This window comes from Paenibacillus sp. J22R56 (assembly GCF_056269375.1).
In genome coordinates, this window is sequence record NZ_JBWDNV010000002.1 from 435895 (window position 1) to 462879 (window position 26985).

Consider the following 26985-nt stretch of genomic DNA (forward strand, 5'->3'; position numbering starts at 1 on the left):
AGACCTGCCGCTCGTTTTGCTGTTCACCAAATCATCACCAGTTGCCTTCTTTATTTGTGTAAAAAAGGTTATAATGGATTTGATCGATAGGTAAAGAGAATGATTCTCAATGCCGCAAAAAAGAGAATAGTTACAAGGAGAGAAACAAAAGAATTATGGTTATTAAAAAGATTGGTGTCATCGGCGCCGGAACAATGGGTCAAGGAATTGCAGAAATGCTTGCTTCTAAAGGGCTGGATGTGTATTTAATCGAAAGCTCTGAGGAACGCTTAACATACGGTATGCAAATGATTGAGCTCAACTTAGAGAAGCAAATTGAGAAATGGGCTCTCACGCAAGCTGAGAAAAAACTGATCCTGAATCGCATTCATCCTTGCCAGACATATAACGAACTGGCAGACTGCGAACTGGTCATTGAATCCATAACAGAAGATCTGGAAAGCAAGAAGCTCGTGTTTAAACAGCTGGATGAGATTTGTGATGAGTCAGTAATTATTGCGAGCAATACCTCCACGTTAAGCTTAACGGAGCTGGCAAGTGTAACTAGCCATCCGGAGCGTGTCATTGGCCTCCACTTTATTTATCCCGTATCCAAGATCGACCTGGTCGAGATTGTGCGTGGTCTGAAAACCTCCGATGCAACATTTGATTCGATGAAAGAATTCGTTGATGAAGTCATACAGAAAAAAGGAATCATGGTGTTCGAGTCTCCAGGCTTTGTGACGACTCGTCTTATTTGTCTGTTCATTAATGAGGCCCTTCATGTACTTGAAGAAGGCGTTGCATCAGCTGAAGATATCGATAATGCAATGCGAATCGGTTATTCTTTCCAAAATGGTCCGTTCGAGATGGCTGACCGATTTGGACTTGATTCCATCCTTGCTGCACTAGAGCGTATGTTCCGGGAATACGGGGAGCTGAAATACCGTCCGTCCATTGTATTGAAGAAAATGGTACGCGCTGGGCATCTTGGTGTGAAGTCTGGCGTAGGATTTTTCAAATATGACAAGGATGGGGACCGTATCTAATGAAAGTACTCGTAATTAATGCAGGAAGTTCCTCGCTGAAATATCAGCTTTATAATATGGAGACGGAAGAAGTGCTTGCAAGCGGGCGTGTAGAGCGGATCGGCATGGATTCTTCGATCGTTACTCATGAGCCTCCAGGTAAACCGGATGTCACACAAGTTAGTGAGATTCTTGATCATGTCACAGCGGTTAAAAAAGTTGTCGATATGCTGATTCATCCCGAACATGGCGTTGTAAAATCAATGCAAGAGATTGATGCTGTTGGTCATCGTGTTGTCCATGGCGGCGAAGTGTTCAAGAGCTCGGCACTTGTTACCGCTGATGTGAAGCAGGAGATCCGCAAGCTGTTTGATCTTGCTCCACTTCATAACCCAGCCCATATGATGGGGATTAGCGCGGTAGAAGCAAATATGCCAAATGTGCCGCAAGTGGTTGTATTTGATACCGCCTTCCATCAATCGATGCCTAATACTTCTTACCTGTATCCAATTCCTAAAGTCCTGTATCGTCGTCATAAAGTACGTCGTTATGGCTTCCACGGGACATCACATCAATATGTAAGCCAGCAGGCTGCTGACTTCCTTGGCAAGCCGCTTGAATCGCTGAAGATGATCTCCTGCCATATCGGTAATGGCGCAAGCTGTACGGCGATTCTGGATGGCAAGTCTTTTGATACAAGTATGGGTATGACCCCCCTTGAAGGTCTGATGATGGGTACGCGCAGCGGTGATCTTGATCCGGCTATCGTTCCATATGTCATGAACAAAGAGGATTTGACCTTAAACGAAGTAAATTCCATGCTTAATAAACATAGCGGCATGCTTGCGATCTCTGGGATCAGCAGCGACATGCGTGAGATTGTAGAAGCAATGGGCGAAGGTGATACAAATGCCAAGCTGGCATTTGATATGTATACGTATCGCGTACGGAAATACATTGGTGCCTATGCTGCAGCGATGAACGGTGTAGACATTATTTTGTTCACAGCAGGCGTTGGCGAGAACTCGAATGTTCTGCGCAAAGCGGTATGCGAAGGCATCTCGTTCCTAGGCGTTGAGCTGGACGAAGAGCGTAATAATGTACGCAGCAAAGAAGTCCGTCAAATCTCGACGGATACATCACGTGTGAAAGTTCTTGTTGTTCCAACGAACGAAGAGCTGCTGATTGCCCGTGATACGTATACGATTGTTAAAGGCGATTCGAAATAATCGAATAGAGTAGTAAGCTTCGGAGGGATCGGTAATTATGAGCAACGAAGACATGTGGAAAGCCTATTCGCGCGGCATGGCGGCCGTAATGAATGAGGGCGGAGTGCATGTGTCCGCACTGCTGCTCCGCTCATACCGCCACTTGAATCTTTCTGAGGCTGAAGTGATGCTGCTTTTGCAGCTGATGCTGTTCCGTGAATCGGAAGGCATTGAGTTCCCAACGATGGAGCAGCTCGCAGAACGGACAGGCTCTACAGAACGAGTTGTTGAAACAACCATTGGTCGACTGATGAAGGAAGGCTTCCTTACGATTGATGAGCAAATTGATTCCATGTCGGGCATCCAGTCGGAGACGTATAACTGGAGCGGATGGATGCTGAAGGCTGCAGAATGGGCAGCAGAAGAGAAGCGGGAGTCGAGGAAGGCAGAGCGCCGAACGGTGAAGCGGGCGCCTGATCCTGGTAACATATTCTCCGTCTTTGAGCAGGAATTTGGCCGGCTGTTATCACCGATGGAATGTGAGACGATTACAGGATGGGTGGATCAGGACCGGTATCAGGATGAGTTGATCCGTTTCGCCTTGAAGGAAGCTGTCTTTGCCGGCAAGCTTAACTTCCGATACATCGACCGTATTCTAATTGAGTGGAGCCGCAATCGGGTGACGAATGTGGATGAAGCTCGCGCACATTCTCAGAAATTCCGTGGACCACGCGGCTAGCCATTATAACGTTTATAACAAGTAAAAGCCTTGTATTCTCTTTTGGAGAGTACAAGGCTTTTTTTCGTACCTGTGCTTATCCGGCTTGACCAAAGAAATAAAATACGGCACCTAAGACGACAGTTAACACAACTGTAAGAAATACCATTCGTGGTGCAGGCTTAGGACCGTCTCGCAGTACTTTTACACCAAGGGGCACAAGCGCTATACAAAGACCTGTAACTGCGATGATTGAGAACATGGTTGTGCCTTTTAGCACACCAAGTGGAAGAGCAGACATAAGTGCTAAAGCGATAGATCGGAGTAATCCAAGCGTCTTGGACCTATACGCGCCAATGGCAAGAACAATCCATCCAAGTAGAATCGCTAGGTTAAGAAAACTGAAGATATGATAAGCGCCATAAGAATCGGCAACAGAATTGGTTGCTGGTTCGAGGCCTTCAATACGAACCAATTGATAGGCTAAATGATCAACCCCAGCATGGAATATCCGGGCAATCAGGCCAAATATAACGAGGAGGCCTCCCCATTTCGCCCAAACTGGTTTTGTTTGTTGAATCATCCTTATAACGGTTAATATGGCAGGCCATAGGAGCAGAATGCCAGCGTTAAAGGCACTGAATGACCAAAACATTAATCTCGGGTACTCTTCAAAAGCCTTCAACTGATCGGGAAAGAAGAAATGGAATCGGCTTCGTAACAGTACACCGACTAGAAAGAGAATTGGTCCTGCTATTAATGTGATACCGCCAATATATCGGCCAGGGAACCAGCCAGTGTTTGCTGCATTGGCATTGTTCGGAGACGGATTCATCTTCTTATAACTCCTTTGTGGACTGGTTATGGTGCGAATTGCTTGCGATATCGCAGCGGTGAAATACCCGCATAGGCTTTAAAGCAGTTCGAAAAATAAGGCTGGTGACGAAAGCCGGTTTTGTCCGCAATATCTGCAATTGCCCATTCTGTCTTGATTAAGAGCAGCTTGGCCTGTTCTAACCGGTATCGATATAAATACTCCATTGGAGAGCAGTGATAGATTTCTTTCATACATCTGACGATATAGTTGGGATGAAAATGTAGAGCTTCAGCCAGCACCGCATTGGTTAGATCGGATTGGTAATGCTGACGGATATAAGCCTCGGTTTTATTGGCAAGCTTCATGGCTGATGAATCCGCATTAGAACGATCTTGTCTTTCTTCCAATAAACCAATCAGCTCGATAAATAATTGCTGCTCCAGCCAATAGACACCTCTTTGATGCTCATTGGAATAGGCTAATAACTGATAGAGATGCCGTTCTGCTAAAGCAAATTCCGGTGGTGCGGCATACTGGGGAAGATGAATGAGATATGGATTTTCCCATGATTGACGAATGGGAAGTGGCATACTGGCTGGATCTGATTCATGCTGTGTCCATTCTCCCTTGAAGTCGAAGTGAATCCAATAAAAGTCGGTGTCACTATCACAAGGCTTGACGGAATAGTGATACTTGTTAGGCAACAAGAGCAGCGTTTCTCCTGCATTAACCTCCCACTGCTTGTTTTCTTCGCCGATGTACAAGGTTCCTTTGACCACCCACAACAGATCAAACATGCCTAGATTCCTACGATCAGGATGCTGGTCGCCAGGCTTGTATTCCGATAGTCCGGTTGTAATGTAATAAGGGATAGGAGGCAGTTGTAAGGAAATATAGGAGGTATCAATCATATGGGAACCACTCCTCCGGCAGTGTGATATTTTATATAAAATAGGGTCGTTTTATAGGTAGTTTCCTTATCCTTTCAAGAATAAACTAGAAATCAGAATGAATCAAATTTTTAATATTCGATCAGGAGGAACTTTCATGGCGAAGCAATTAAACGGACAGCTGGGAAGCAGTGAGGTACATATTAAGGATGCATTTTGGAACCGCTTTACCGAATTGGTACGTGAGACGGTTATTCCCTATCAATGGGATGCACTGAATGACCGAATTGCGGATGCAGAGCCAAGTTATGCGATTCGTAATTTCCGCGTAGCGGCAGGGCTTGAAGAGCAGCCTTATGGCGGCATGGTGTTCCAGGACAGTGATGTTGCGAAATGGCTGGAAGCCGTTGGTTATTCTCTAGCGAATCATCCTGATGCAGAACTGGAGCGTACGGCAGACGAAGTTATCGATCTCATTGCGATGGCGCAGCATGAGAACGGATATTTAAATACGTATTTTACAATTAAAAACCCGGGCAAACAGTGGACCAATCTCTATGAAGCACATGAACTGTACTGTGCAGGGCATATGATCGAGGCTGCAGTTGCCTATTATGACGCAACTGGCAAACGCAAGCTGCTTGATGTGATGTGTAAGTTTGCCGATTATATTGATTCGTTATTTGGTATAGAGCCCGGCAAAATGAGAGGGTATGACGGCCATCAGGAGATTGAGCTGGCTTTAGTGAAGCTTTATCAGACGACAGGAGAAGACCGTTACTTGAAGCTTGCTCAATTCTTTATTGATGAGCGTGGGGCGGAACCGAATTTCCTGATTGAAGATATTAAACAGCGTGATGGGCTCAGTCTATGGACAGGAAGAAATATGCCTATTCCAAAGGTAGAGCAATTAGCTTATAACCAGGCGCATAAGCCGGTACGTGAGCAGGTGGTCGCAGTTGGCCATTCCGTCCGCGCAGTCTACATGTACACGGCAATGGCTGATCTGGCAAGACTAACAGGTGACCAGCAGCTTCTTGAGGCATGCCAGCGTTTGTGGAATAACATGACCAGAAAGCAGATGTATATTACAGGAGGGATTGGTTCAACTCATCACGGCGAAGCCTTTTCCTTCGATTACGATCTGCCTAATGATACGGTGTATGCGGAGACTTGTGCATCCATCGGCCTTATCTTCTTTGCACAGCGTATGTTGAAGCTGGAAGCAAAGAGCGAATACGCTGATATCATGGAGCGGGCGTTATTTAACAATGTCGTAGGCAGTATGTCGCAGGATGGCAAGCATTATTTCTATGTTAATCCACTTGAAGTATGGCCGAAGGCTTCTGAGAAAAATCCGGGTCGTCATCATGTGAAAGCTGAGCGCCAGAAATGGTTCGGCTGCTCTTGCTGCCCTCCGAATGTGGCACGTCTGCTTAGTTCATTAAACGATTATATTTATACCGTATCTGCCGCAACAAATACGATCTATACGCATCTGTTTATTGGCAGCATAGCTCAGTTTGAGCTTGATGCCGGCTCTGTCACATTAAAGCAAGAGTCAGAGCTGCCTTGGAAAGGGAATGTCCGTTTCGAGTTTACGGAAGTACCGGGTGCAGCAGTAACACTAGCCCTTCGTATTCCTTCCTGGTGCAGGGAGAAAGCAGTACTCCGTATTAACGGCGAAACAGCCGATTACGAAGCAGAGAATGGCTATGCTCTTGTTAATCAAAATTGGCAGCAAGGAGATGTTGTAGAGTGGGAGCCAGCTATGGAAGCGCAGCTGACAGCGGCTCATCCGGAGATTCGGGCAAATGCCGGTAAGGTTGCCATTGAACGTGGACCACTTGTCTACTGCCTGGAGGAAATCGACAACGCAAGTCCACTTGCAGCCGTATCCCTTGTGACCTCCTCCGCTCTGGCAGTAAACTTCGATTCACAGCTGCTTGGTGGAGCGATTGTCATTGAAGCGGAAGGCCGCTTGGATGAACAAGGGTCCTGGCAGGAAGAAACGCCATATCGCCCTTATGGGCTGCAGCAGGCATCGCTGCCGGTAAAATTGAAGGCTGTGCCTTACTATTTGTGGGGGAATCGTCAGCGTGGCGAAATGACCGTTTGGATTCGAGCGTAGAGTTAAGGTGGAATAGAAGAAGGCATACGAATTTTCGTATGTCTTTTTTGTTAGAAATGGGATGGATAATAATGGTATGATAGTGATGTTAATCATTTACCAGGAGGGGATTTTGTTGAAAAATAACCACGAGATCGATTATTTCATTCATGGCGATGATATGCAGTTTGTAGAAATTGAGCTGGATCCTTCAGAGACGGTTATTGCGGAAGCAGGAAGCCTGATGATGATGGATGACGGCATACATATGGAAGCGATATTCGGTGATGGCAGCAGTCAGTCTCAGAGTGGATTCATGGGTAAGCTGATGAATGCTGGCAAACGGATTTTGACGGGTGAGAGCTTATTTATGACGGCTTTTACGAACGAAGGCTACGGTAAGAGGAAAGCGAGCTTTGCAGCACCATACCCAGGAAAAATCATACCGATCGACCTTAATGCTGTTGGAGGTAAAATGATTTGCCAGAAGGATGCTTTCCTCGCTGCAGCGAAAGGTGTATCTGTAGGCATTGAATTCCAGCGGAAGATTGGAACAGGTTTCTTTGGCGGAGAGGGTTTTATAATGCAGAAGCTCGAGGGTGACGGCCTTGCCTTCATGCATGCTGGAGGTACGATTATCCGTAAAGATCTGAATCCAGGTGAAAAATTGCGTGTGGATACCGGTTGCTTAGTTGCCTTCACGCCTAGTGTTAATTACAGTATTGAGATGGTGAAAGGCGTTAAGACCTTCTTATTTGGCGGAGAAGGCTTGTTCTTCGCAACATTAGAAGGGCCAGGTTCCGTCTATATTCAATCGCTGCCGTTCAGCCGGTTAGCAAGCCGTGTATTTGCTGCGGCTCCTCGTGGCTTCGGTACAGGCGGCAAGGATGAAGGCAGCGCAGCTGGCGGCATCTTTAACATGCTGAAGGGCGATTAATACGAATGATAGAGGTGATCTCATGCAATATGAATTTAACCGGCTGTGGTTAAAGAACAAATTCGAAGAGATCGAGCGGCGTACCCTAAAAGCGCTGGATCAGCTTAATGATGAGCAGGTGAACTGGAGCCCGGATTCCGGAAGCCATAATATTTCGACCTTGATCAGGCACATGGAAGGCAACATTTTGGAGCGGGTTAACAAAGGGATTCTTTTTCAAGATTTTGTGCGCGATCGGGAAGCCGAATTAAAGCCTGTTTTTATGAAGAGAGATGAGTTAGTACTCAAATTCCGCTCTCGAATGCAGGTTGTTATGGATACCATTCAAACGATGACGGATGAGCAATTTGAACAAACACAGACTATTCGCGGCAAGAAACGAACAAATCTGGATATACTGCATCAATGCGCGGCACATTTTTCTGAGCATATGGGACAAATCTTTTATATTGCGAAACAGCAATTGAAAGAAGACTATAAATCGACATCAATCTAAGAGGAGCATGGCAATGCAAAGACATACTCATCTTGGGGTATATGGCGTATTAATAAGAGATAATAAAGTACTTCTAATAAAGAAATGCAGGGGACCTCACACAGGCAAATGGGATTTACCGGGAGGTTCTATTGAGTTTGGAGAAGAGCCTTATCAGACACTTCTGAGAGAATTTGAAGAGGAAACTGGGCTTACTGATGTTCAGGGATCGATACTCGATTCTTTATCCTATACCCTCATTTATCCTTATCGCGAGAATGTTATGGAGGAGCTTCACCATATCGGTATCCTATATGATGTTCAATTGCTGAAGAATGACGTGGAGCTCAAGACAGATGGGGATGGTCAAGACTCCCTGGGTGCAGCCTGGATCGATCTAAATGAAATTCGACAATTCCCAGTAACTCCATTTGTAGAAAAAACTCTCTTTAGCCGCATAGACAATTCAAGTAAGTTTTGCTAAACTGTTCGACGGTGCAATTTTATGGTATCCAACTTTCATGGAGAAGGGGACTATATATGGACAGAACAGAACTTGCAAGAGAGATTATCCAGACGTCAAGACTGACGGGAGAATTCAAGCTGCGTTCAGGGAAAACATCGAATCATTATTTCGATAAATACTTGTTCGAATCCAATCCCGTAATTCTAGCTGCGATTGCTGAACAGCTTGCACCCCTAGTTCCTGAAGGAACAGAAGTATTAGCCGGACTTGAGATGGGCGGTATTCCGATCGCCACAGCACTTTCCCTAAAGACGGGTATTCCAGTAGTCTTCGTCCGAAAGAGAGCGAAGGAGTATGGAACCAGCAAATTAGCAGAAGGAATGGATATTACAGGCAAGAAGGTCTGTATTATCGAGGATGTGATCACAACCGGTGGTCAAGTACTGCTAAGTGCTGCAGATTTGCTCACTCATGACGCGGAGCTGAAAGAAGTATTATGTGTCATTGAGAGAGACCCGGCCGGAAGAGCCAACCTCGAAGAAGCGGAATTCGTGGTTCACTCCTTATTCAAGATGGAAGAGTTATTTGAGTCTGAAGAAATAAGCCTATAAATAAAGAACTGGTCCTACTCGTTACGAACGAGAGGGCCAGTTTTTTTATTAGTGAGTAGGGGATATTAACAAACAAGGCAGTTCTACATGTTTGTTTCATGAAGAAAGGGTGCTCATGTTTGTTCCTTCAAATAGGTATATATGGTTTACTTTTAACATTACTTGCGCCTAGCGTAAATGATGTTGATCAAGCCAATATCTTGATTCAGTCCATTCAATTTTCCTCTCCGGATCTGATAGGCATACATAAAGCTGAACTATTTACTTCAAGTCCAAAAAGACATCAAAATCTAACTCTAAAGATTGATAATAAAACGGTTCAGCAAAATATATATTGGAACAGTAAAATCATGATCGGTGATGTAGATGATGATCGTGTTAATGAGATTTTCTTGTACGAATATTCTGTAGGCAGTGCGGGGGCTATGGGACTAACTGTGTTTAGTAGGGTTCATAATCAGTGGACCCGTATTTTCACCGATCCCAGAATAAATGAGGAAGGAGTAGAGCATCGATTTTCAAACAAGTATCTGGGAAAGAATCAACTGCAGTTCTACGATAATTTAACCCAACTTTCTGGGATTCTGGATATGTCGCGCTATGATTATTCACAAGAGCAGTTGAAAAAGATGATGCTCCAAACGGATCCCGTCTCCGAATATATCATTCATTATGAAAATATAGGATGCCAAATCGAGACTATGCGCTGGATATTTGCTAATTCTCATCCTACAACTGTTTTATCTGTTCATGATTATTATCAGTATCGCTTTAGAGAACATTCGTTTAGCCTCTATGAGACTAAAATCCTCGAGAATGACACGGTGTTGGGAGTTAAGTCATACCCTTTAAATGAGTCTTGATTCTACAAAAGATAAAGCTGCCCCTGACCATTATTGCAAACGGCCGTTAGGGCAGCTCTTTTTATATCTAATTTACTTTTTGCCGTTCAGCATTTCCCAGCGGTACACGTATTCGAAAAGGAATTCGAACGCTTCAATATGGCGTTTTGCTTCGAATGCATTTGCACCCCATGCGTAGATGCCATGTTTGCGAAGGATAATACCTGGGATCCGCTTGTCGAGACGCTCCGTTACTTCTGGAACGATACGAGGAATTTCTGCAAAGTTGGAGACAATTGGAATATCGATATGAGCTTCCTCATCCCAGATGTTCAGTCCCTTGATCAGCTCAACGCCGTCTACGGGAACTGCTCTGCGTTCCCAGAACCACTCGGACATTACAGCACTATAAACGGAATGAACGTGGAAAATGGCTCCTGCACCGGTTAAACGGTAAATCTCATTATGGATTAACGTTTCAGCGGAAGGCTTAAGGTTTGTTGCTTCGCAAGCTTTGCCGTTCTTGTCTACGAACAGATAATCCTCTGGCGTATGTACGGTTTTGTCTTTGCCGCTTGCTGTAATGGCGAAATAGAATTCATCCGGCGTAAAGTCACCTACACGTACCGACAGGTTGCCGCTAGTTCCGGCAAACCAGCCGCGGGAGGCGAATAGTTCTTTAACGCTGCGCAGGTCGGCGAGCGCCTGTTGTTTGTGTTCCAGCTTAATATCTGTAAAAGCCATATTAGACCGCCCTTTCTTTCTTCAGCTCATGCACAATATCATGGAAGGTTGTGAATTCGGTATGCGGGAGTCCAAGCTCCTTGCATTTTTCGGTAAGGTACGCACGTGAGAAGACAACTTCCGCAAGCTTTGCACCCTCAAAATCCGTCACGCTGTCCCCGATAATGATACGCTCATAATGACCATTTGCGTAACGGCGCATGATGGTTGTTTTACACATCCCGCAATCATTCGTACAATGTCCGTCACAAGGATGCGGCCATGTAATCTCGATCTGTTCACCGCTGAAATCACTGCCGTTGCAGTAAATATGATCCTCAGGAATACCAAAGCGGGCGAGAACCGGGAAAACAAAGAAGTCGATGCCGCCGCTTGTCACGTAAAACTCAATTTGTTCATCCTTACAATATTGAAGCAGCTCCGCAAAGCCGTCACGAATCTGAACATTGTTAATGCCATATTCGATAACTTCCTGTTGCTTGGAAGTGGGGAGAAGTCGGAACATTTGGCCAACGCCATCGCGGATTGAGATTTTTTGAGAAAGTACACTAGTTGCAATCTCTTCCCAGCCCGGCGGGTTGAAATGCTTAATAATCGCTACGATATTATCGTTGACGGTGATGGTTCCGTCAAAGTCACAGAAGATGATACGTTTCTTAGCTGTTGTCATTATTCTTTAATCCCCCATGCATCAATCGCTCCTTGAAGTGCTTCATTGCCTGGCTGTGCTGCAGCTTCGCGAAGTGGTACTCCGTTCATTGCTGCCGTAATCGCACTGCGGAAAGCTTGCCCGCCAGCAGCAGTTCCCATTGGATGACCGTGGATGCCTCCGCCTGCATTCACGACAACATCGGTTCCGAAGTCACGCAGAATAAGTGGTACAAGTCCAGGGTGAATGCCTGCCGATGGTACAGGGAAGCTTGTACGAAGCGTTGAGGACGGCGCGAGCAGCGCATCCTTAACAGCCAGATTCTCTTCCTTCGGCATAACAACGGAGCCATACGGAGAAGGGAAGAGAACTAGATCAGCCCCAGCAAGACGCATCAGCTTGCCAAGCAGCACGGAAGCGCCGATTCCGTAATGTGGTGACGGATAGAAGGCACCTGCAAGTGCAGGGTGAGCTGCGATTGGCACATTAATCTCTGGATCTTTGCTCAGCTCATGCAGAACATCATAACCATAAGACAAAACGTTAAACAGCAGGGCATTGGCGCCTGCGGCAATCGCTTTGCGGGCTTGGCTTGCCAGCTGTGAGGTAGGGCCAGTCAGGTTAACGGCATAAAGCAGCTTTTGTCCCGTTTCCTGTTGTGCTTTACGAGCAGCCTCCATACACACTTCTACACGCTTCTCAAGTGGAGTGAGTGGATTCTCGAACAGAATCTCATCATCCTTGATCAGATCAACGCCGCCAAGCGCCTGCTTGTAGAACTGCTCCTGCAGATTTGGCAGGTCATGACCAACTACGGATTTGAAAATACTCATCAGAAGTGGACGGTCATGAACTCCAAGCAGCTGACGTACACCTTCCAGCCCAAATTTCGGGCCAGGGAACGCAGATTGAAACTCATCCGACACATCAAGGTCAATCAGCTTGATTTTGCCGTCCATTGACAGCTTGCCGAAGATGGTCACGAGCAGGGCAGGGATGTCTCGGCTGAAGTTGATATCCGGATAAGCGATTCGAATATCGGCATACCGTTCGCCGCCTGCTGGTTCATGAACATCAACGGACAATACTTTGCCCAGATGCTTTTCCATCTCAGCTTTGCGCGCTTCCGGAAGCTCTGTCCAGCTGCCAACGGTCAGACCAACAGCGATGGATAATGCTTTTTTATCAAAATCCGCTTTCTCGTCATAGCTGCGGTAAGTTGCAACACACATTTGATTCATTAGGATAACGTACTCCTTTCGATATCCGCTCCGATTTCACCGGCGCGTTCAGCGGAACGCAGCATGCCGCGTACGACAGCTTCTGTCAGTCCGCTCTCCGTCATCGTTTCAATTGCTGCTTGAGTTGTACCGTTCGGGGAAGTTACTTTACGCCTTAAGTCAGCTGGTTCTTCACCTGTTGTACGCACCATCTCGGCTGCACCTAGAACAGTCTGTACGATCAGATCTTTGGCTTGATTGGCAGGAAGGCCAAGCTTAGCTGCAGCTTCCATCATTGCTTCCATGAAATAATAGACATAAGCAGGACCGCTGCCCGATACACCTACGATGGAATCCTGCAAGGATTCTTCAACAACCGCATTGATGCCGATCGATGCGAACATCGTTTCTGCCAGTTGACGCTGCTCGGTAGTTACAGAACCCGAATAGCTGATGCCCGTAACGCCAAGACCAATCGTGCTAGATGTATTTGGCATTGTCCGTACAATGGCTGCTGGTCTGCCCAGAACACGCTCCATAGAGGAAATCGAGAATCCGGCAATGACGGAGACGATAAGTTGATTGTCCGAGAGCAAATGTTTAATGGATGAAATCGCAGTAACGGCATCTTTTGGCTTCATGGCCAGAAAAATAATATCTGCATCTTGGAGGAACTGTTCGTTACTCGAGCCGTTTAATACGGTTTGAACGCCGTACCGTGACGACAGCTCATTCAAGCGATCGGCATTTTGCCGGTTCAGCATCGAAATTTGTTCAGGCTTTGTAAGCTTCTGATTAATAAGACCACGTACAATTGCTTCTGCCATTGAGCCTGCTCCATAGAAGCTGATTTTCAAAGCTTCGATATTCGCGCTGGCATTTGTTTTTTCCATAGATAACATATCGTTTCCCTCCAACCTATTCACTGTATCTTTAACCGCGGATTTGTCCGTTGCCGTAAACCCGGAATTTCGTTGATGTTAGAGCAGGCAAGCCCATTGGGCCGCGAGCATGGAGCTTCTGTGTGCTGATGCCAATCTCTGCACCAAAGCCAAATTCGAATCCATCTGTAAAGCGGGTAGAGGCGTTATGATATACCGCAGCCGCATCAACCTCCATCAGGAACCGCTCTGCATGAGCAACATCTTCCGTTACGATACATTCCGAATGTTTCGTACTAAACTTACGGATATGGTCAAGTGCCTCATCTAAGTTTGCTACAATACGAATATTTAAAACATAATCGTTATATTCCGTCGCAAAATCTTGTTCCGTCGCAAGCTTCACCTGAGCAATGCGCTCGACGGCTTGTTGATCACCACGTAATTCAACATTTGCGGCAAGGAAACGATCAGTAATTTGGGACAAATGACGTTCGGCAAAAGCTTTATGCAGAAGAAGCGTCTCCATCGAGTTGCATACGGAAGGGCGCTGTACCTTTGCATTAAAGGCAATTTGTTCTGCCATATCATAATCGGCGCTTTCGTCCACAAATGTATGACAGATACCTGCGCCAGTCTCGATTACTGGCACCGTTGCATTCTCAACCACGTTGCGGATCAGAGCCGCGCCGCCGCGTGGGATAACCACATCAAGCAATCCGTTCAGCTTCAGCATTTCGTTAACAGACGCACGATTTGAATCTTCGATGAGCTGAATAGCATCTTGAGGCAGGTCCGTTGTGGTGAGTGCATGACGCAATACTTCAACAATACGGCGGTTCGATTCAAGGGCAGCAGAGCCGCCGCGAAGCACAACGCAGTTGCCAGTTTTTAGACATAGGCCAACCGCGTCAACCGTCACATTCGGACGAGCTTCATAGATCATTCCGATTACACCAAGTGGTACACGTGTTTTCTCTACACGAAGGCCATTCGGACGATCGAATTGCTCGAGCAGCTCGCCAACAGGGTCAGGAAGGTCAACCACTTGCCGCAAGCCCTCAGCAATTCCAGCAACCCGTTCTTCATTCAAAGCCAGACGGTCAAGCAGGGAAGGGCTAGTGCCAAGCTCCCGTCCGCGTTCCAGATCTTTACCATTTGCTTCAATAATAGAAGCTTGATTTTCAATAAGGGCATTAGCCATCGCTGCAAGAGCTGTATTTTTCTGCTCGGTTGTCATTTTGTTCATGACACTGGCCGCTGCTTGCGCTAGTGTTGCTTTTTGTCTCACTTCGCTAGTCATCGTAAATTCCTCCTTAAATAAACTCATAAATCGATTATCGCAGCGATACCCACTCATCACGATGGATGACTTCAATCCTGCCAACATCAACCCTGCGCTTTACTTCTTCGGTACTAAGTCCGGCGACCGCCTGGATCTGCCAAGCTTCATAGTTCACGACTCCACGACCAATTGTTTCTCCCGTAAGGCTGGTTACTTCAACGACATCCCCAGAGTGGAAATCACCTTGAATGTCACGAATGCCTGCTGGCAGAAGACTTTTACCACCAACAAGCAATGCATGTTCAGCGCCATCGTCAACTACAATGCGTCCATGAGGCATGGAGTGGAAGCCAAGCCATTGTTTCTTCATCGGGAGACTATGTAACTGGGTATCAAAATAAGTGCCTTTGCCAACGCCATCAATAGCTGACTGTAGATCGCCAGGCTGTTGAACTTTCCCGATAAAAGCTCTGACGCCGCCGCGCATGGAGATCCGTGCAGCCTCAATCTTGGAACGCATGCCGCCGGTACCAACGGCTGATCCGGCCCCGCCTGCAAGCTGCATAATCTCTTCTGAGATTTGATCTACCCGTTCGATCTTAACGGCTTGTGGATTTTTACGAGGATCTTCTGTATATAAGCCATCCATGTCTGTAATCATGACCAGCTTGCTAGCTTTCGTCATGGCAGCGACTAATGCGGAAAGCTTATCATTATCACCAAACTTCAGCTCAAGCTCATCGGTAGCAACCGTATCATTTTCATTAATAATCGGAATAATGTGCAGGCGAAGTAATTCTTCAATTGTCTTGAGAGCATTTTGGATTCGTTTCCGGTTGGAAAAGTCTGCCCGTGTCAGAAGAATTTGAGCGACACCAATGCCGTACTCTCCAAAGGCTTCTTGATAAGCTTGCATGAGGAGCGCCTGGCCTACTGCAGCAGCAGCTTGCTTCTCATGAACGAGTTTTGGCCTTGAAGCGTATCCGATTTGGCGAAACCCCGCAGCTACTGCACCGGAGGTTACGAGGATAAGAGGACATCCTTGCTTATGAAGTGCAGCGAGCTCAGCAGCGAAATAGGTGATTTGCTCGCGGTTAAGGCCGCCTTCTTCTGAGGTTAAGGAGCTGCTACCGATTTTGACAACGATTCGTTCCGACATGTTCTCATCCCATTTCATGGCAAAATAAAAAGACCTTCGTCCTGTAAAGGACGAAAGTCTATAGCTTCCGCGGTACCACCTTTGTTGACCGAGCTAACACACTCGATCCATCTCAAGCCTCATAACAGGAGGCGCTGTCCAGCTCTCGCCGGCCGCTCGGGGGTTGGATTCAGCAAGGAGCCGAGGCAAATCTTGCAGCCTAATGAATTTGCTCTCTGTTCACGGCCATTCTCGCTTACTAGTCCCGTCATCACGTTACATCTTTAGTTAGTGTTAGCATATCATGATCAAAGATTGCTGTAAAGCAAGGCAAACGCCATATAAACAGGCAGCAGACCGGGGGTTAGCCGATCTGCTGTACCTCATTAAAAGATGCCTAGTTTGCCAATCCGTTCGATGGCTTCAATTAACCGTTCTTCACTTGTTAACAGGCCTAAACGGACGTAACCTTCACCATGTGTGCCAAAACCATTACCTGGCGCAACAACAACGTCTGCCTGCTCAAGAACTAGATCCGCAAATGATTCGGAAGTATAACCTTCCGGTACAGGGAGCCAACAGAAGAAGGAACCGCCAGGGCGATCCGCTTTCCAGCCGATTCGATCGAGGGCGCCAAACACCGCTTCACGGCGGCTTTCATATTTCGCTGTAAGCTCAGTAACACAATCCTGAGGACCTGTAAGCGCAAGTGCTGCCGCTTCTTGAATGCCGCCAAACAGACTGCAGTAGTAATGATCCTGAATCAGGTTAATCAGCGATACAACCTTTGCATTACCAATCGCAAAGCCTACACGCCAGCCTGCCATGTTATAAGTTTTTGATAAGGTGTAGAATTCAACGCCAACTTCCTTCGCTCCAGGCGTTTGCAGGAAGCTGACGGGTTTCTTGCCGTCAAAGCCGATAGCGCCATAAGCAAAATCGCTAGCTACAACAACGCCCGTACGGCGTGCAAATTGCACCGTTTCTTCATAAAAGTCCGAATCAGCAATGGCACCAGTAGGGTTATTCGGATAATTAATAAACATCAGCTTTGCACGCTTCAGCGCTTCGTCATCTATTGCTGAGTAGTCAGGCAAGAAGCGATTGTTAGCCGTAAGCGGCATGAAGCTCATCTCTGCACCGGAGAGAGCAACACCAGACCAATAGTCCGGGTAACCTGGATCTGGAACGAGACAGACATCACCAGGGTTAAGAAGACATTGGCTGATTTCAACCAATCCTGTCTTACCGCCAAAGAGGATAGCCACTTCAGTAGCAGGATCAACGTCAACACCGTAGTCTTCCTTGTAACGCGTAGCTACCGCTTCCTTCAGGAAGGAATAACCGCTGAAAGGCGGGTACCGGTGATACATTGGATTAGCCGAAGCCTCTTGCATCTTGGCCACAATATGGGGAGGGGTAGGCTGATCGGGATTGCCTTGCCCCAGATTGATTACATCACGGCCTTTGGCTGCCTGTGCATTTGCTTTGCCAACAAGCTTGGCGAAAAATTGAGTAGGCAGAACCGTCATGCGGTCTGCAGGTTTTATCACATGTTCATTAATTTGAGTCTCCATTTGCTCACACTCCACCATAAATGCTCTCTAATCGAATAACGACATTAGATTAAATGTAGCATGGCAAAACCTTAATGTCGAGTGAATTAGTCGGCATAGAGCGATGAAATGGTGTTAGACCATAAAAGCCTATGTTGCAGGAATACCGACCTTCTTAATAAATGGTGTAATATCTTCTTTGAAGAGAAGGAGGTACGGTCTGCGCTGCTCATCAAATACGAGAAGAAGCGGCGGCTTGCCATCACAATAGAATAAGAAAACATCGTCAGCCACCAGCTTCGTTCCGTTAACAGCAATCGTAACGGGCTTCTCTAGAGGTACACGATAAACATAATTGCAGCTGTCATCATTCGTAAGCTGCGGGGCGAGGCCAGTTATGGAAGCAATCCATTTGTTTGCAAATTCTTGATATTGCTTGTCATTAGGCGTTGAAAGTACAACTTTACCTGCTTTCACATCAAACACTTGAACAGGCTTAAATGGCTGATCCTCTGGTGCTGCAGCGAAGGCAGAGGATGCGTATACGAACATTAAAGATAGTACGAGCAGCAGGGCTGCCAATCGTTTCTGGCGCATATTTGTTCTCTCCTTTAACGGGAATGATTAACCTCTTCTCCATTAATCTGTCCATCTTGACACAGAACCATGAGAAGGTATCATTAGGGAAAAGCATTTTAAGTGATATTTTATATAAGAAAGGACCTGACACAAATGACACAACCATTAAGAATTGCGTTATTGCAAATGAACATAGAGGTAGGACAGCCGGAAGCGAACTTTGACAAGCTGGCAGCGATGCTGGAGGAAGCAGCTTCCCAGACAAATAAACCTGATGTTATTGTTTTTCCAGAAATGTGGAATACGGGGTATGCCTTGACGGAGATCACGAAGCTTGCTGACCCTTATGGAGAGCGTACAATTACATACTTGTCGGAATTCAGCCGTCAGCACAGCATTAATATTATTGCTGGTTCGATTGCGGAAGGTCGAGAAGAGGGTGTATACAATACGATTTTTGCCTTTGACCGGGAAGGTAATCAGATCGGGGATTATTCGAAAATTCACTTGTTCCGCCTGATGGATGAGGAAAAATATTTGGCAGCAGGGGATAAGCTGGGCAAGCTGGAGATAGAGGGTGCAGGCGCCGGTATGATGATCTGTTATGACATCCGGTTCCCGGAACTTGCACGGAAGCTTGCGCTTGATGGCGCAAAGCTGCTGTTTGTCCCGGCAGAGTGGCCGCATCCACGGCTGCACCACTGGCGGACACTTCTAACTGCTAGAGCAATCGAGAACCAAATGTTCGTTATTGCCTGCAACCGCGTAGGTATTAGTGGAGAAACTCATTTCTTCGGCCATTCGATGGTTCTTGACCCATGGGGCGAAGCAATCGCAGAAGCGGGCGAAGAGGAGACCATCGTTTATGCGGAGATCGATTTATCTCTAGTAGATACCGTACGCGGCAAAATCCCCGTATTCGAGGATCGCAGACCTTCCTTATATTAGAGGAGCAAAGTTTATTTATATTGACTGATTGTCTTTGTCATCGTTTCAATAAACGCCACGGCCGCTTTGGACAAATAACGTCCTTTGCGGCTGGCAATAATCAATGTACGAGTGGGATGACTTTTAAGCGAAAGATAGACGGGAACAAATTCTCCGCCTGCACTCCGGGTCAGCATCTTTGGAACAAAAGTGATCCCCATCCCGCCAGCTATAAGCGACTGAACGGTCTCGATATTACTGCTCTCAAACACGATATTTGGAGTAAAGCCGCCTTGCTGGCACAGGTTAACTAATATTTGCCTGAAGCCCTGGCCTTTCTTCAAGCCTACAAACGACTCGTCTCGAAGTTCTTCGATTGAAATCTCATCTTCCCGGCTGGCCAGAGGATGGTTAGGCGGTACCGCAAGACAGATTTCCTCTTCCATTAAGGGTTCCCATTCCAGTGACTGGTCCACCAAAGGCAGTGTAAGCAAACTGATATCTGTTCCTCCGCTTGCCGTCAGCTGCTCCAGCTTAACAGTCGTATCCTCTACCAATACCACATCAATCTGTGGATACAGCTCACCAAAGACAGGAAGAACTAGCGGCAATATATGCGAGCCTGTAATAGGCAAAGTGCCAACAACGAGACGGCCGCGTTTCATTTGTGCCATATCATCCATTTCCTGCTTTAATTGCTCAACCTCATCAAGGATCGACTGCGCTTTATCCACGAATACCTGACCCGCCTGCGTTAACTCAACAGAGTTGGTGGTGCGTCGGAATAATAGAACGCCGAGTTCTTGTTCCAGTTTGGATAACTGCTGGCTCAAAGAAGGTTGTGCAATATGCAGCTTCTCAGCAGCACGGGAAAAGTTTTTCTCAATTGCAATTTGTATCACATATTGTAGTTGTCTAAGTTCCATTACCATCATTCCCCTTATAGTCCAAATGAGAATAGTTATCGTTCTTTTATAGTTATTGCCTATAATCATTATAGATATTATATCTTGGTTCAATCAATACGGAAATGCTATGCTAGGAACATCTAATAGAGCAAAGCGATGATTCGCTTGAACGATGGGGTGAGTATAATGACGAAAAGAACACTATTTGAAAAAATCTGGGATAATCACGTCATTCATCAGGAAGAGGGCAAGCCGAGCATTATTTATATCGACCTGCAGCTGGTGCATGAAGTAACATCGCCGCAAGCATTCGAAGGTCTTCGTATGACTGGCCGTAAAGTTCGCCGTCCTGATCTGACATTCGCAACAATTGATCACAACGTGCCTACAAAGGATCGCTTCAACATTAAAGATCCAATCTCCAAGCAACAAATTGATACACTGCAGCAGAACTGTAAAGACTTCGGTGTTAAGCTGTTCGACCTTGATAACATTGACCAAGGCGTTGTACACGTTATGGGTCCTGAGATTGGTCTGACACATCCAGGCAAAACAATCGTTTGCGGCGACAGCCACACTTCGACTCACGGTGCATTTGGCGCACTAGCATTCGGTATCGGAACCTCCGAAGTTGAACACGTAATGGCTACACAATGTTTGCAACAGGCAAAACCAAAAACAATGGAAATCCGCTTCAACGGCAGCCGTAAACCAGGCGTAACAGCAAAGGACTTGATCCTTGGTGTTATCGCAAAATACGGTACAGACTTCGCAACTGGATACGTTATCGAGTACACAGGCGAAGCAATTAGCTCCCTGACAATGGAAGAGCGTATGACTGTCTGCAACATGTCGATTGAAGGCGGCGCACGTGCTGGTCTGATCGCACCGGACGAAACAACATTTGAATACCTGAAAGGCCGCGAGTACTCGCCAGCTAACTATGAGGAAGCGGTACAAGCATGGAAACAACTGACTACAGATGAAGGCGCAACATACGATACTATCGTTGATTTCGATGTTGATTCCTTGATCCCGCAAGTAACTTGGGGCACTAGCCCAGGCATGGGTACGGACATCACTTCTTCCGTTCCATTCCCGCAATCTCTGCCGACTGAGAATGAGCGCAAAGCAGCAGAAAAAGCGCTTGAATATATGGATCTGAAACCAGGTACGCCAATGACAGAAATCGAAATCGACTATGTCTTTATCGGTTCTTGTACGAATGGCCGTATCGAAGACCTTCGTGCAGCTGCTGAGATCGCTCGCGGCTACCAAGTAAGTGAGAAAGTTACAGCAATCGTTGTTCCAGGTTCAGGCCGCGTTAAGCTGCAAGCCGAAAAAGAAGGCCTCGATAAAGTATTCACAGAAGCTGGATTCGAATGGCGTGAAGCAGGCTGCTCGATGTGTCTTGCGATGAACCCTGACGTTCTGGAACCAGGACAACGTTGTGCATCGACATCGAACCGTAACTTTGAAGGTCGTCAAGGCCGTGACGGACGTACGCATCTGGTATCGCCAGCAATGGCAGCTGCTGCAGCAATCAAAGGCCGCTTCACAGATGTACGTGACTGGAATGTTAAATCCGAAGTGTTGAACTAATTGAACGTGTGAGAGAGGGGTATTACCGATATGGAAGAATTTAAACAACTGACGGGCATCGTTGCCCCGGTCGACCGCGTAAACGTCGACACGGACGCTATCATCCCTAAACAATTTTTGAAGCGCATCGAGCGCAGCGGGTTTGGCCAATTCTTGTTCTACGAATGGCGTTTCCATAGAAACGGCGAGGTAAACGTTGATTTCGAACCAAACAAACCACGTTACCAAGGCGCTTCCGTCTTGATCTCCCGTGCGAACTTTGGCTGCGGATCTTCCCGTGAGCATGCACCTTGGGCGATTCTTGACTACGGCTTCAAAGTTGTTATCGCACCATCGTATGCAGATATTTTCTACAACAACTGCTTCCAAAACGGCATTCTTCCAATCAAGCTGAGCGAAGAGCAGGTCGAAGACCTGTTCCAACGTACAGCGCAGCATGAAGGCTACCAATTGACGGTTGATCTTGAGAACAAAAAGCTGACAGACGAATACGGTCTGGATCTTGCGTTCGATATTGATGAGCACCGCCGCCAGTTCCTGCTTCAAGGTCTGGATAATATCGGCCTGACACTGCAGCACGAAGATAAAATTACTGCTTATGAACAAAAGCGTCCTGCCTATCTTGGTTAATAGATGGACTTGGAAAGAGGGCAGCTCTTCATTAAAAGAAGAGTTGCCCTCTTTTTTCCTCTATACGCAACTTTTTCTGACAAGAAGCGTCTATTATTTCGTCTAGCAAAGTCGAATGAGCACATTCGATGCAGGCAATTTCAGTCATCGAGGTGGAAAATGAAAAAGAAGTTTGTGCCTATTTTGTTGTTTATGTCGGTTTTGTTTTCTTTATTCTCTGGAGTGGGACAAGCTGCTACTGCAAAACCGGTTGTACCCAAGCTTTATCTGAATGATCAATTACTTACCCCAACTGATGATCCCCAGATTGTAAAGGATGTAACTCTTGTTCCTATCCGGGTCGTATCGGAAAATATGGGGTATAAGGTGGATTGGTCATCAGCCACGAAGAAAGTTACCATACATAACGGACAAAACGAAATTATCCTTACTATTGACGACAACACCGCACTCGTAAATAACAACAAGGTGCAAATGGACATGTCCCCAAAACTTCAAAACGGAAGAACGACATTAATTCCCGTTCGTTTTGTAAGTGAGCAGCTTGGTGTCACAGTGAAGTGGGAGCAAAGTACAAGGTCTGTCTTTTTGTACAAAACCGTTGAGCCAGAACAGCCAGTGGAAACACCTGATCCTGCTGAGACAAGCACAATTACGTCCATCCAGTATGACAGCAATTTCGGCATTATTATTAATTATACCGGTAAGATAACGGCAAATAATCCTTTTAAGCTCGACAATCCGAAGCGTATTGTCATCGACTTCCCGAATACAACTTATTCAGATATGCTCTCCTCGCAATTCATGGGGGCAGAAGCACGTGTTAGTGTTACAGATAATCCGTATTTAGCAATGTTCCGATATTCGGTGTTTTCTACGAATCCTGCAACAGCTAGACTAGTGCTCGACTTGAATACGGATATTGATGCCGATGCTACGGTTCAAGATGATGGGGCTGGGGTACTAACCATTAATCTCACAGAGCCAACGACGACTACCCCAACAACACCGGTAGACCCGACGCCTCCAGTTACTACGCCTGGGGATAAAGTTTATAACGTCGTTATTGATGCTGGCCACGGGGGCACAGATCCTGGCGCACAAAGTATTAATGGACGTTGGGAGAAGGAAGCAAATCTTAGCCTTTCTCTCAAAGTAAAAGCATTGCTGGACAAAGAAAAATATATTAAGCCGCTGCTCAGCAGACCGGAAGATAAATTTGTCACACTAGCGGGCCGTGTTACGTTCGCTAAGAACAATAAAGCTGATTTGTTTATATCCATCCATGCTAACAGTAACCCGACAGCAAGCGTTACGGGTACCGAGACGTATTATACACGCGACAGCAGCAAGGCGCTTGCGAATGTCATTCATAAGCATCTTGTAAAAGCAACTGGCCTGAAAGACCGTGGTGTGAAGTATGGAAACCTTCACGTTACAAGGGAAACAACGATGCCTGCTATTTTGCTTGAAACCGGCTTTTTATCTAATAAAGGTGATTCCGATATTTTGTACAATGACGCTGCACAAAACAAGATGGCAGCCGAAATCGTAGCTGGGATTAAAGAATATCTGAAACTTTCTTAAGAGAGCGGGGGGATTCGAAATTGCGTAAACCGGCATTTATCATTCTGTTATTCATTGTTATGTTAACAGCAGCTTGTGGGAATACGAATAAGCCAGGCGAGCAGTCAGGCGGAAGCAGTAATACCAATGCCAATGTGCCGTCACCAAGTCCAACCGTAGAAGCGGCCGCAACAGCAGAGCCAACGCCAACTCCTGTTACGACGGAGGAAGCAACCTTCTCCTCAGAGCCGGTTAATCCAATTGAAATTTATTATGCGGATACGGAATTAGAGAAGTTGATTGTTAAGGAAGTCAATTTGTCTTTTGAATCTGGTCAGGATCTGGTGAAGAAAGCCCTGATGGCCTTGCAGGAGGATGGACCAGAAGGAAGCGTTGCATTATGGAAGAAGATAGAGTTTAAAACGATAACGTTAGATGATAATAACGCGGTCACCATTGATATTCACCTTCCTGACGAAGCTAGACTTGGGTCGTCTGGCGAGCAGATGTTACTGGATTCGCTTCAGAAGACCTTGTTCCAATTCGATTTTGTACAATCTTATGATCTCTTAGTAGATGGACAAGCCTTGGAGAGCCTGATGGGCCACTTCGATCTTGAACATCCAACGGTTCGATCAACTAATAATTAGTCATTTTCTAAGGAGGATTATTCATCTATGCCTATGCATTCGTCCCGTTCCAAACTTATTGCCGGCGTATTAGCTTTCTCCTTGCTTGCCGGAGGCACTTCCATCGTACTTCCAACTCAACAGGCTTATGCTGCTGCAGTTTCCAATACTCCATTCACAGATTCCATTCCTGCTTGGGCAGAGAAGCATGTTGCTAAGCTCGCGCTGCAGGGTATTGTAAATGGTTACAATGTCACAGGAGGGGCGGAATTCCGTCCTTTAAAAAGCGTTACACAGGAAGAGGCTGTTGTAATGGCTCTTCGTTTCGCAGGTCTTGCGGATGAAATCAAAGCGGATGATATAATTGCATACCCGGATTCTTTCAAGGTAAGCAATTTCTTCAAGCCTTATATTCTGCTGGCCTTTAAGAAGGGCTTACTTGATCAAAATGAAGAATATGCTAGCGCCGCTGCCAATCCTAAGCTGGCGTGGGGTTCAACTCCTGCATCGCGGGAATGGGTAACGAAGCTGATGGTTAAAGCCATTGATAAAAAAGACTTAGCAGATGATCTTAGCAAGACTGCCTCTACCTTTGCTGACGGCAGCCAGATTACTCCGAAGTATTTAGGTTATGTGAATGCAGCGGTGTCGCTCGAACTGGTGAAAGGCGTTTCCGCTACAAAGTTTGATCCAAAAGCACCGGTCAACAGAGCGAGTCTAGCGACATTGTTCAGCCGTGCTGAAAAGCAATATCAAGTGCCGTACGAAGGTCAAGTGAGCGGCATCGTTACTGCTCAAACGGCAACGTCCATTACTTTGTACAGCGAAGGGAAAGAAACCAGCTACACGCTGGATTCAAGTTCCTTGTTCTATACGGCGGACAGCGACAATCCAATTAAGGCTGGTGATATCAAGCTTTACACCGATATCACGCTTATTGGCAAATCGGGTAAAGCATTATATGTAGAATCACAAGGTACCGAGCAGCATGTTAAGACAATAACCGCAAAGCTGGACCGTGTGAATACAACGGACCGTTACTTCTATGCTTGGGTTAATGATGAGCCGGTAAAATTCCCTTACAGCAGCGCAGTAACGATAAAGGACAGCACAGGAAAGACGCTGACAGTTTCCGATCTGAAGCGTGATACCAATCTGACGATTGTCGAAGATACATTCCGTACTACTCCTCAGGTTGTTTCTATAACAGCTGAGGCACAGACGGTTGCTAATACGGCGACAGGTCAATTTTATTCAGCGGGCAGCGGCCTGATTAATTACCTGGTAGATGGTAACCTGCAGTCCAAGTTCCTGGCTGATAATGCGGAAGTTATTATTAATGGTATTGAAGAGCCTACCGTCAGTGATCTGCTGAAAGGAATCGATAATATTAAGCTTACCTTGAATGATGAGCAGGAAGTTACGCGTATCGAAGTGGTTAACCGGAATGTCTCGACACTTGATTCTGCAACGGTTGTAAACTACAGCGGCGATAACAAACTGCTTACGGTGGTTGATCCTGTCACTACGAATGCAAGTGCATTGTTCCTGACGGATTCTAGTAAAATTGATTACAATGGATCGTCCATTACGGTCAGCCAAGCGAGGGCGTATCTCGTTGCGAATAGAAAAGTTAAGATCACATACTCGGGAAAAAATATTATCTCGTTAAGCTTTATCTATAAACAGACTGGTACACTCGTTTCGGTAAACTCAACTGACAAGTTACTGTCTGTTAAGCTTGATACAGGTGAGAAGGTAAGCATTCCTTATACATCGCCGCTGCTTCAAATTCCTGGTGTTTCGGTGCCGACATTATCCAGTTTGCAAGCAGGAGATACAATTACTGTGCTGCTTGATTCAAATCAAGAGAAAGCAGCAACTATTCAAGTGCACAAGACGCTGCAATATCAAGTTACAGCCGTTAATACATCGACTAAGCTTGTCTCTGTGAAGACCGCTGATAACGCGTCAAAAGATATTTCGCTTGTGAATGTTCCGATTACGGATGAGAATGGTACTGCCGTAACGATAAGTGCGCTAACGAACGGTACGATTATTAATGTCCCTTACATCGGCAGCACGATTTTGTCTGTTAAGCTAATCAATATGAGATATGGCACGGTATCTTCCGTTTCGGCAAGTAGTTTGTCTGTCACAGAAGCGAATGGCACGACAAGCACTGTATCCCTGTCTAAAGGGGTTAAAGTAATTAAAGGCACTCAAACGACGTATTCTACCTCAGCAATTGCATCAGGCGATATCATTCAAGTGTACAAGGACGAGAATGAGCAGGCGATCGTAACGGTTGCTGTGGGCGAGAAGCGTACGTATTGGAAATATGATGCTCCTAATGCAACAATCTGGACATACAAGACAACTTCGGAAGATAACGGCAACTTCAGTTATATTACTTCTGACACGAAAATTTTGTATAATAACGCAGCCATTCAAGTTACGGCATTGAAGGATGGCGATTCGATTACCATTTACTCCTTCAACAATAAAGCTCTCAAAATTGTAAAATCTTAATGTAAAAAGAGCTAAAAGTAGTCTAAATTCTTATATTTTGTGAAAAAACCATCCAATA

General features: G+C 46.1%; 26 protein-coding genes. 15 read left to right on the forward strand and 11 right to left on the reverse strand.

Annotated elements, in window-relative coordinates; translation table 11 throughout:
- The first annotated feature begins 155 nt into the window (after positions 1-155).
- The 3 genes from AC0YNT_RS05980 to AC0YNT_RS05990 are packed head-to-tail and all read left to right on the forward strand — an operon-like array spanning position 156 to position 2954.
- Entirely contained in the window at positions 156-1028 is an 873-nt protein-coding gene (locus AC0YNT_RS05980; protein WP_167273237.1) for a 3-hydroxyacyl-CoA dehydrogenase family protein, read from the forward strand.
- On the forward strand, positions 1028-2236 hold the full coding sequence (locus tag AC0YNT_RS05985; RefSeq protein WP_475803738.1) for an acetate/propionate family kinase: 1209 nt from the start codon (positions 1028-1030) through the stop codon (positions 2234-2236). Before AC0YNT_RS05980 ends, AC0YNT_RS05985 begins: the two co-directional genes overlap by 1 nt.
- A 37-nt stretch (positions 2237-2273) precedes the next feature.
- Positions 2274-2954 (forward strand): DnaD domain protein, encoded by a 681-nt coding sequence (locus tag AC0YNT_RS05990; protein WP_475803739.1) that lies wholly within the window; start codon positions 2274-2276, stop codon positions 2952-2954.
- A gap of 76 nt (positions 2955-3030) precedes the next feature.
- Here AC0YNT_RS05990 and AC0YNT_RS05995 read toward each other — a convergent pair whose 3' ends face one another.
- Both AC0YNT_RS05995 and AC0YNT_RS06000 read right to left on the reverse strand, forming a co-directional pair.
- A complete protein-coding gene (locus AC0YNT_RS05995) occupies positions 3031-3768 on the reverse strand; it encodes a hypothetical protein (RefSeq protein ID WP_475803740.1) in 738 nt (245 codons plus the stop codon).
- A 26-nt stretch (positions 3769-3794) separates the two neighbouring features.
- Complete coding sequence (locus AC0YNT_RS06000; RefSeq protein ID WP_475803741.1) at positions 3795-4661, reverse strand: helix-turn-helix transcriptional regulator; 867 nt, start codon at positions 4659-4661, stop codon at positions 3795-3797.
- Positions 4662-4797: 136 nt separating this feature from the next.
- Between AC0YNT_RS06000 and AC0YNT_RS06005 the strand changes: the two genes are divergently transcribed.
- The 6 genes from AC0YNT_RS06005 to AC0YNT_RS06030 all read left to right on the forward strand — a co-directional run bounded on the left by AC0YNT_RS06005 (position 4798) and on the right by AC0YNT_RS06030 (position 10102).
- Entirely contained in the window at positions 4798-6771 is a 1974-nt protein-coding gene (locus AC0YNT_RS06005) for a glycoside hydrolase family 127 protein (RefSeq protein ID WP_475803742.1), read from the forward strand.
- A gap of 85 nt (positions 6772-6856) precedes the next feature.
- Positions 6857-7687 carry a TIGR00266 family protein gene (locus AC0YNT_RS06010; RefSeq protein ID WP_475804083.1) on the forward strand — a complete coding sequence of 277 codons (831 nt, stop codon included), beginning with the start codon at positions 6857-6859 and terminating at the stop codon, positions 7685-7687.
- A gap of 22 nt (positions 7688-7709) precedes the next feature.
- Entirely contained in the window at positions 7710-8183 is a 474-nt protein-coding gene (locus tag AC0YNT_RS06015; protein WP_475803743.1) for a DUF1572 family protein, read from the forward strand.
- A 13-nt stretch (positions 8184-8196) separates the two neighbouring features.
- Positions 8197-8646, forward strand: coding sequence for an NUDIX hydrolase (locus tag AC0YNT_RS06020; RefSeq protein WP_475803744.1), 450 nt, complete (start codon positions 8197-8199; stop codon positions 8644-8646).
- Positions 8647-8702: 56 nt separating this feature from the next.
- Positions 8703-9239, forward strand: coding sequence for an orotate phosphoribosyltransferase (gene pyrE / locus AC0YNT_RS06025; RefSeq protein WP_167273276.1), 537 nt, complete (start codon positions 8703-8705; stop codon positions 9237-9239).
- Between the two features lie 119 nt (positions 9240-9358).
- On the forward strand, positions 9359-10102 hold the full coding sequence (locus AC0YNT_RS06030; RefSeq protein WP_475803745.1) for a hypothetical protein: 744 nt from the start codon (positions 9359-9361) through the stop codon (positions 10100-10102).
- Between the two features lie 72 nt (positions 10103-10174).
- On the opposite strand, the gene mtnB is transcribed toward AC0YNT_RS06030, so the two are convergent.
- From mtnB to AC0YNT_RS06070, 8 genes are all read right to left on the reverse strand, one after another.
- Complete coding sequence (gene mtnB / locus AC0YNT_RS06035; RefSeq protein WP_441890459.1) at positions 10175-10825, reverse strand: methylthioribulose 1-phosphate dehydratase; 651 nt, start codon at positions 10823-10825, stop codon at positions 10175-10177.
- Position 10826: 1 nt separating this feature from the next.
- Positions 10827-11495, reverse strand: coding sequence for a 2-hydroxy-3-keto-5-methylthiopentenyl-1-phosphate phosphatase (locus AC0YNT_RS06040; protein WP_475803746.1), 669 nt, complete (start codon positions 11493-11495; stop codon positions 10827-10829).
- Positions 11495-12715, reverse strand: coding sequence for a 2,3-diketo-5-methylthiopentyl-1-phosphate enolase (locus tag AC0YNT_RS06045; protein WP_475803747.1), 1221 nt, complete (start codon positions 12713-12715; stop codon positions 11495-11497). Before AC0YNT_RS06045 ends, AC0YNT_RS06040 begins: the two co-directional genes overlap by 1 nt.
- The gene (gene proC, locus AC0YNT_RS06050; protein WP_475803748.1) at positions 12715-13596 is read right to left on the reverse strand and encodes a pyrroline-5-carboxylate reductase; all 882 of its coding nucleotides are present in this window, start codon (positions 13594-13596) and stop codon (positions 12715-12717) included. The genes AC0YNT_RS06045 and proC overlap by 1 nt, the downstream gene beginning before the upstream one ends.
- 31 nt (positions 13597-13627) lie before the next feature.
- Entirely contained in the window at positions 13628-14878 is a 1251-nt protein-coding gene (locus AC0YNT_RS06055) for a glutamate-5-semialdehyde dehydrogenase (RefSeq protein ID WP_475803749.1), read from the reverse strand.
- A 34-nt stretch (positions 14879-14912) separates the two neighbouring features.
- A complete protein-coding gene (gene proB / locus AC0YNT_RS06060) occupies positions 14913-16019 on the reverse strand; it encodes a glutamate 5-kinase (RefSeq protein ID WP_475803750.1) in 1107 nt (368 codons plus the stop codon).
- Between the two features lie 365 nt (positions 16020-16384).
- Entirely contained in the window at positions 16385-17575 is a 1191-nt protein-coding gene (locus tag AC0YNT_RS06065) for an aminotransferase class I/II-fold pyridoxal phosphate-dependent enzyme (protein ID WP_475803751.1), read from the reverse strand.
- A 129-nt stretch (positions 17576-17704) separates the two neighbouring features.
- On the reverse strand, positions 17705-18151 hold the full coding sequence (locus AC0YNT_RS06070) for a hypothetical protein (RefSeq protein WP_475803752.1): 447 nt from the start codon (positions 18149-18151) through the stop codon (positions 17705-17707).
- Between the two features lie 135 nt (positions 18152-18286).
- Between AC0YNT_RS06070 and AC0YNT_RS06075 the strand changes: the two genes are divergently transcribed.
- Positions 18287-19081: a carbon-nitrogen family hydrolase gene (locus AC0YNT_RS06075; RefSeq protein WP_475803753.1), complete on the forward strand. Its 795-nt coding sequence runs from the start codon at positions 18287-18289 to the stop codon at positions 19079-19081.
- 11 nt (positions 19082-19092) lie between these two features.
- Here the strand turns inward: AC0YNT_RS06075 and AC0YNT_RS06080 are convergent, their stop codons facing one another.
- Positions 19093-19986: a LysR family transcriptional regulator gene (locus AC0YNT_RS06080; protein ID WP_167273317.1), complete on the reverse strand. Its 894-nt coding sequence runs from the start codon at positions 19984-19986 to the stop codon at positions 19093-19095.
- Between the two features lie 168 nt (positions 19987-20154).
- On the opposite strand from AC0YNT_RS06080, the gene leuC reads away from it, so the two are divergent.
- The 5 genes from leuC (at position 20155) to AC0YNT_RS06105 (ending at position 26927) form a co-directional block, all read left to right on the forward strand.
- The gene (gene leuC / locus AC0YNT_RS06085) at positions 20155-21570 is read left to right on the forward strand and encodes a 3-isopropylmalate dehydratase large subunit (RefSeq protein WP_475803754.1); all 1416 of its coding nucleotides are present in this window, start codon (positions 20155-20157) and stop codon (positions 21568-21570) included.
- Positions 21571-21600: 30 nt separating this feature from the next.
- Positions 21601-22200: a 3-isopropylmalate dehydratase small subunit gene (gene leuD / locus AC0YNT_RS06090; protein WP_475803755.1), complete on the forward strand. Its 600-nt coding sequence runs from the start codon at positions 21601-21603 to the stop codon at positions 22198-22200.
- A gap of 159 nt (positions 22201-22359) precedes the next feature.
- Positions 22360-23787 (forward strand): N-acetylmuramoyl-L-alanine amidase, encoded by a 1428-nt coding sequence (locus AC0YNT_RS06095; RefSeq protein WP_475803756.1) that lies wholly within the window; start codon positions 22360-22362, stop codon positions 23785-23787.
- Between the two features lie 20 nt (positions 23788-23807).
- Positions 23808-24416 carry a GerMN domain-containing protein gene (locus tag AC0YNT_RS06100; RefSeq protein ID WP_475803757.1) on the forward strand — a complete coding sequence of 203 codons (609 nt, stop codon included), beginning with the start codon at positions 23808-23810 and terminating at the stop codon, positions 24414-24416.
- Between the two features lie 27 nt (positions 24417-24443).
- A complete protein-coding gene (locus tag AC0YNT_RS06105; protein WP_475803758.1) occupies positions 24444-26927 on the forward strand; it encodes an S-layer homology domain-containing protein in 2484 nt (827 codons plus the stop codon).
- Positions 26928-26985 lie beyond the last annotated feature (58 nt).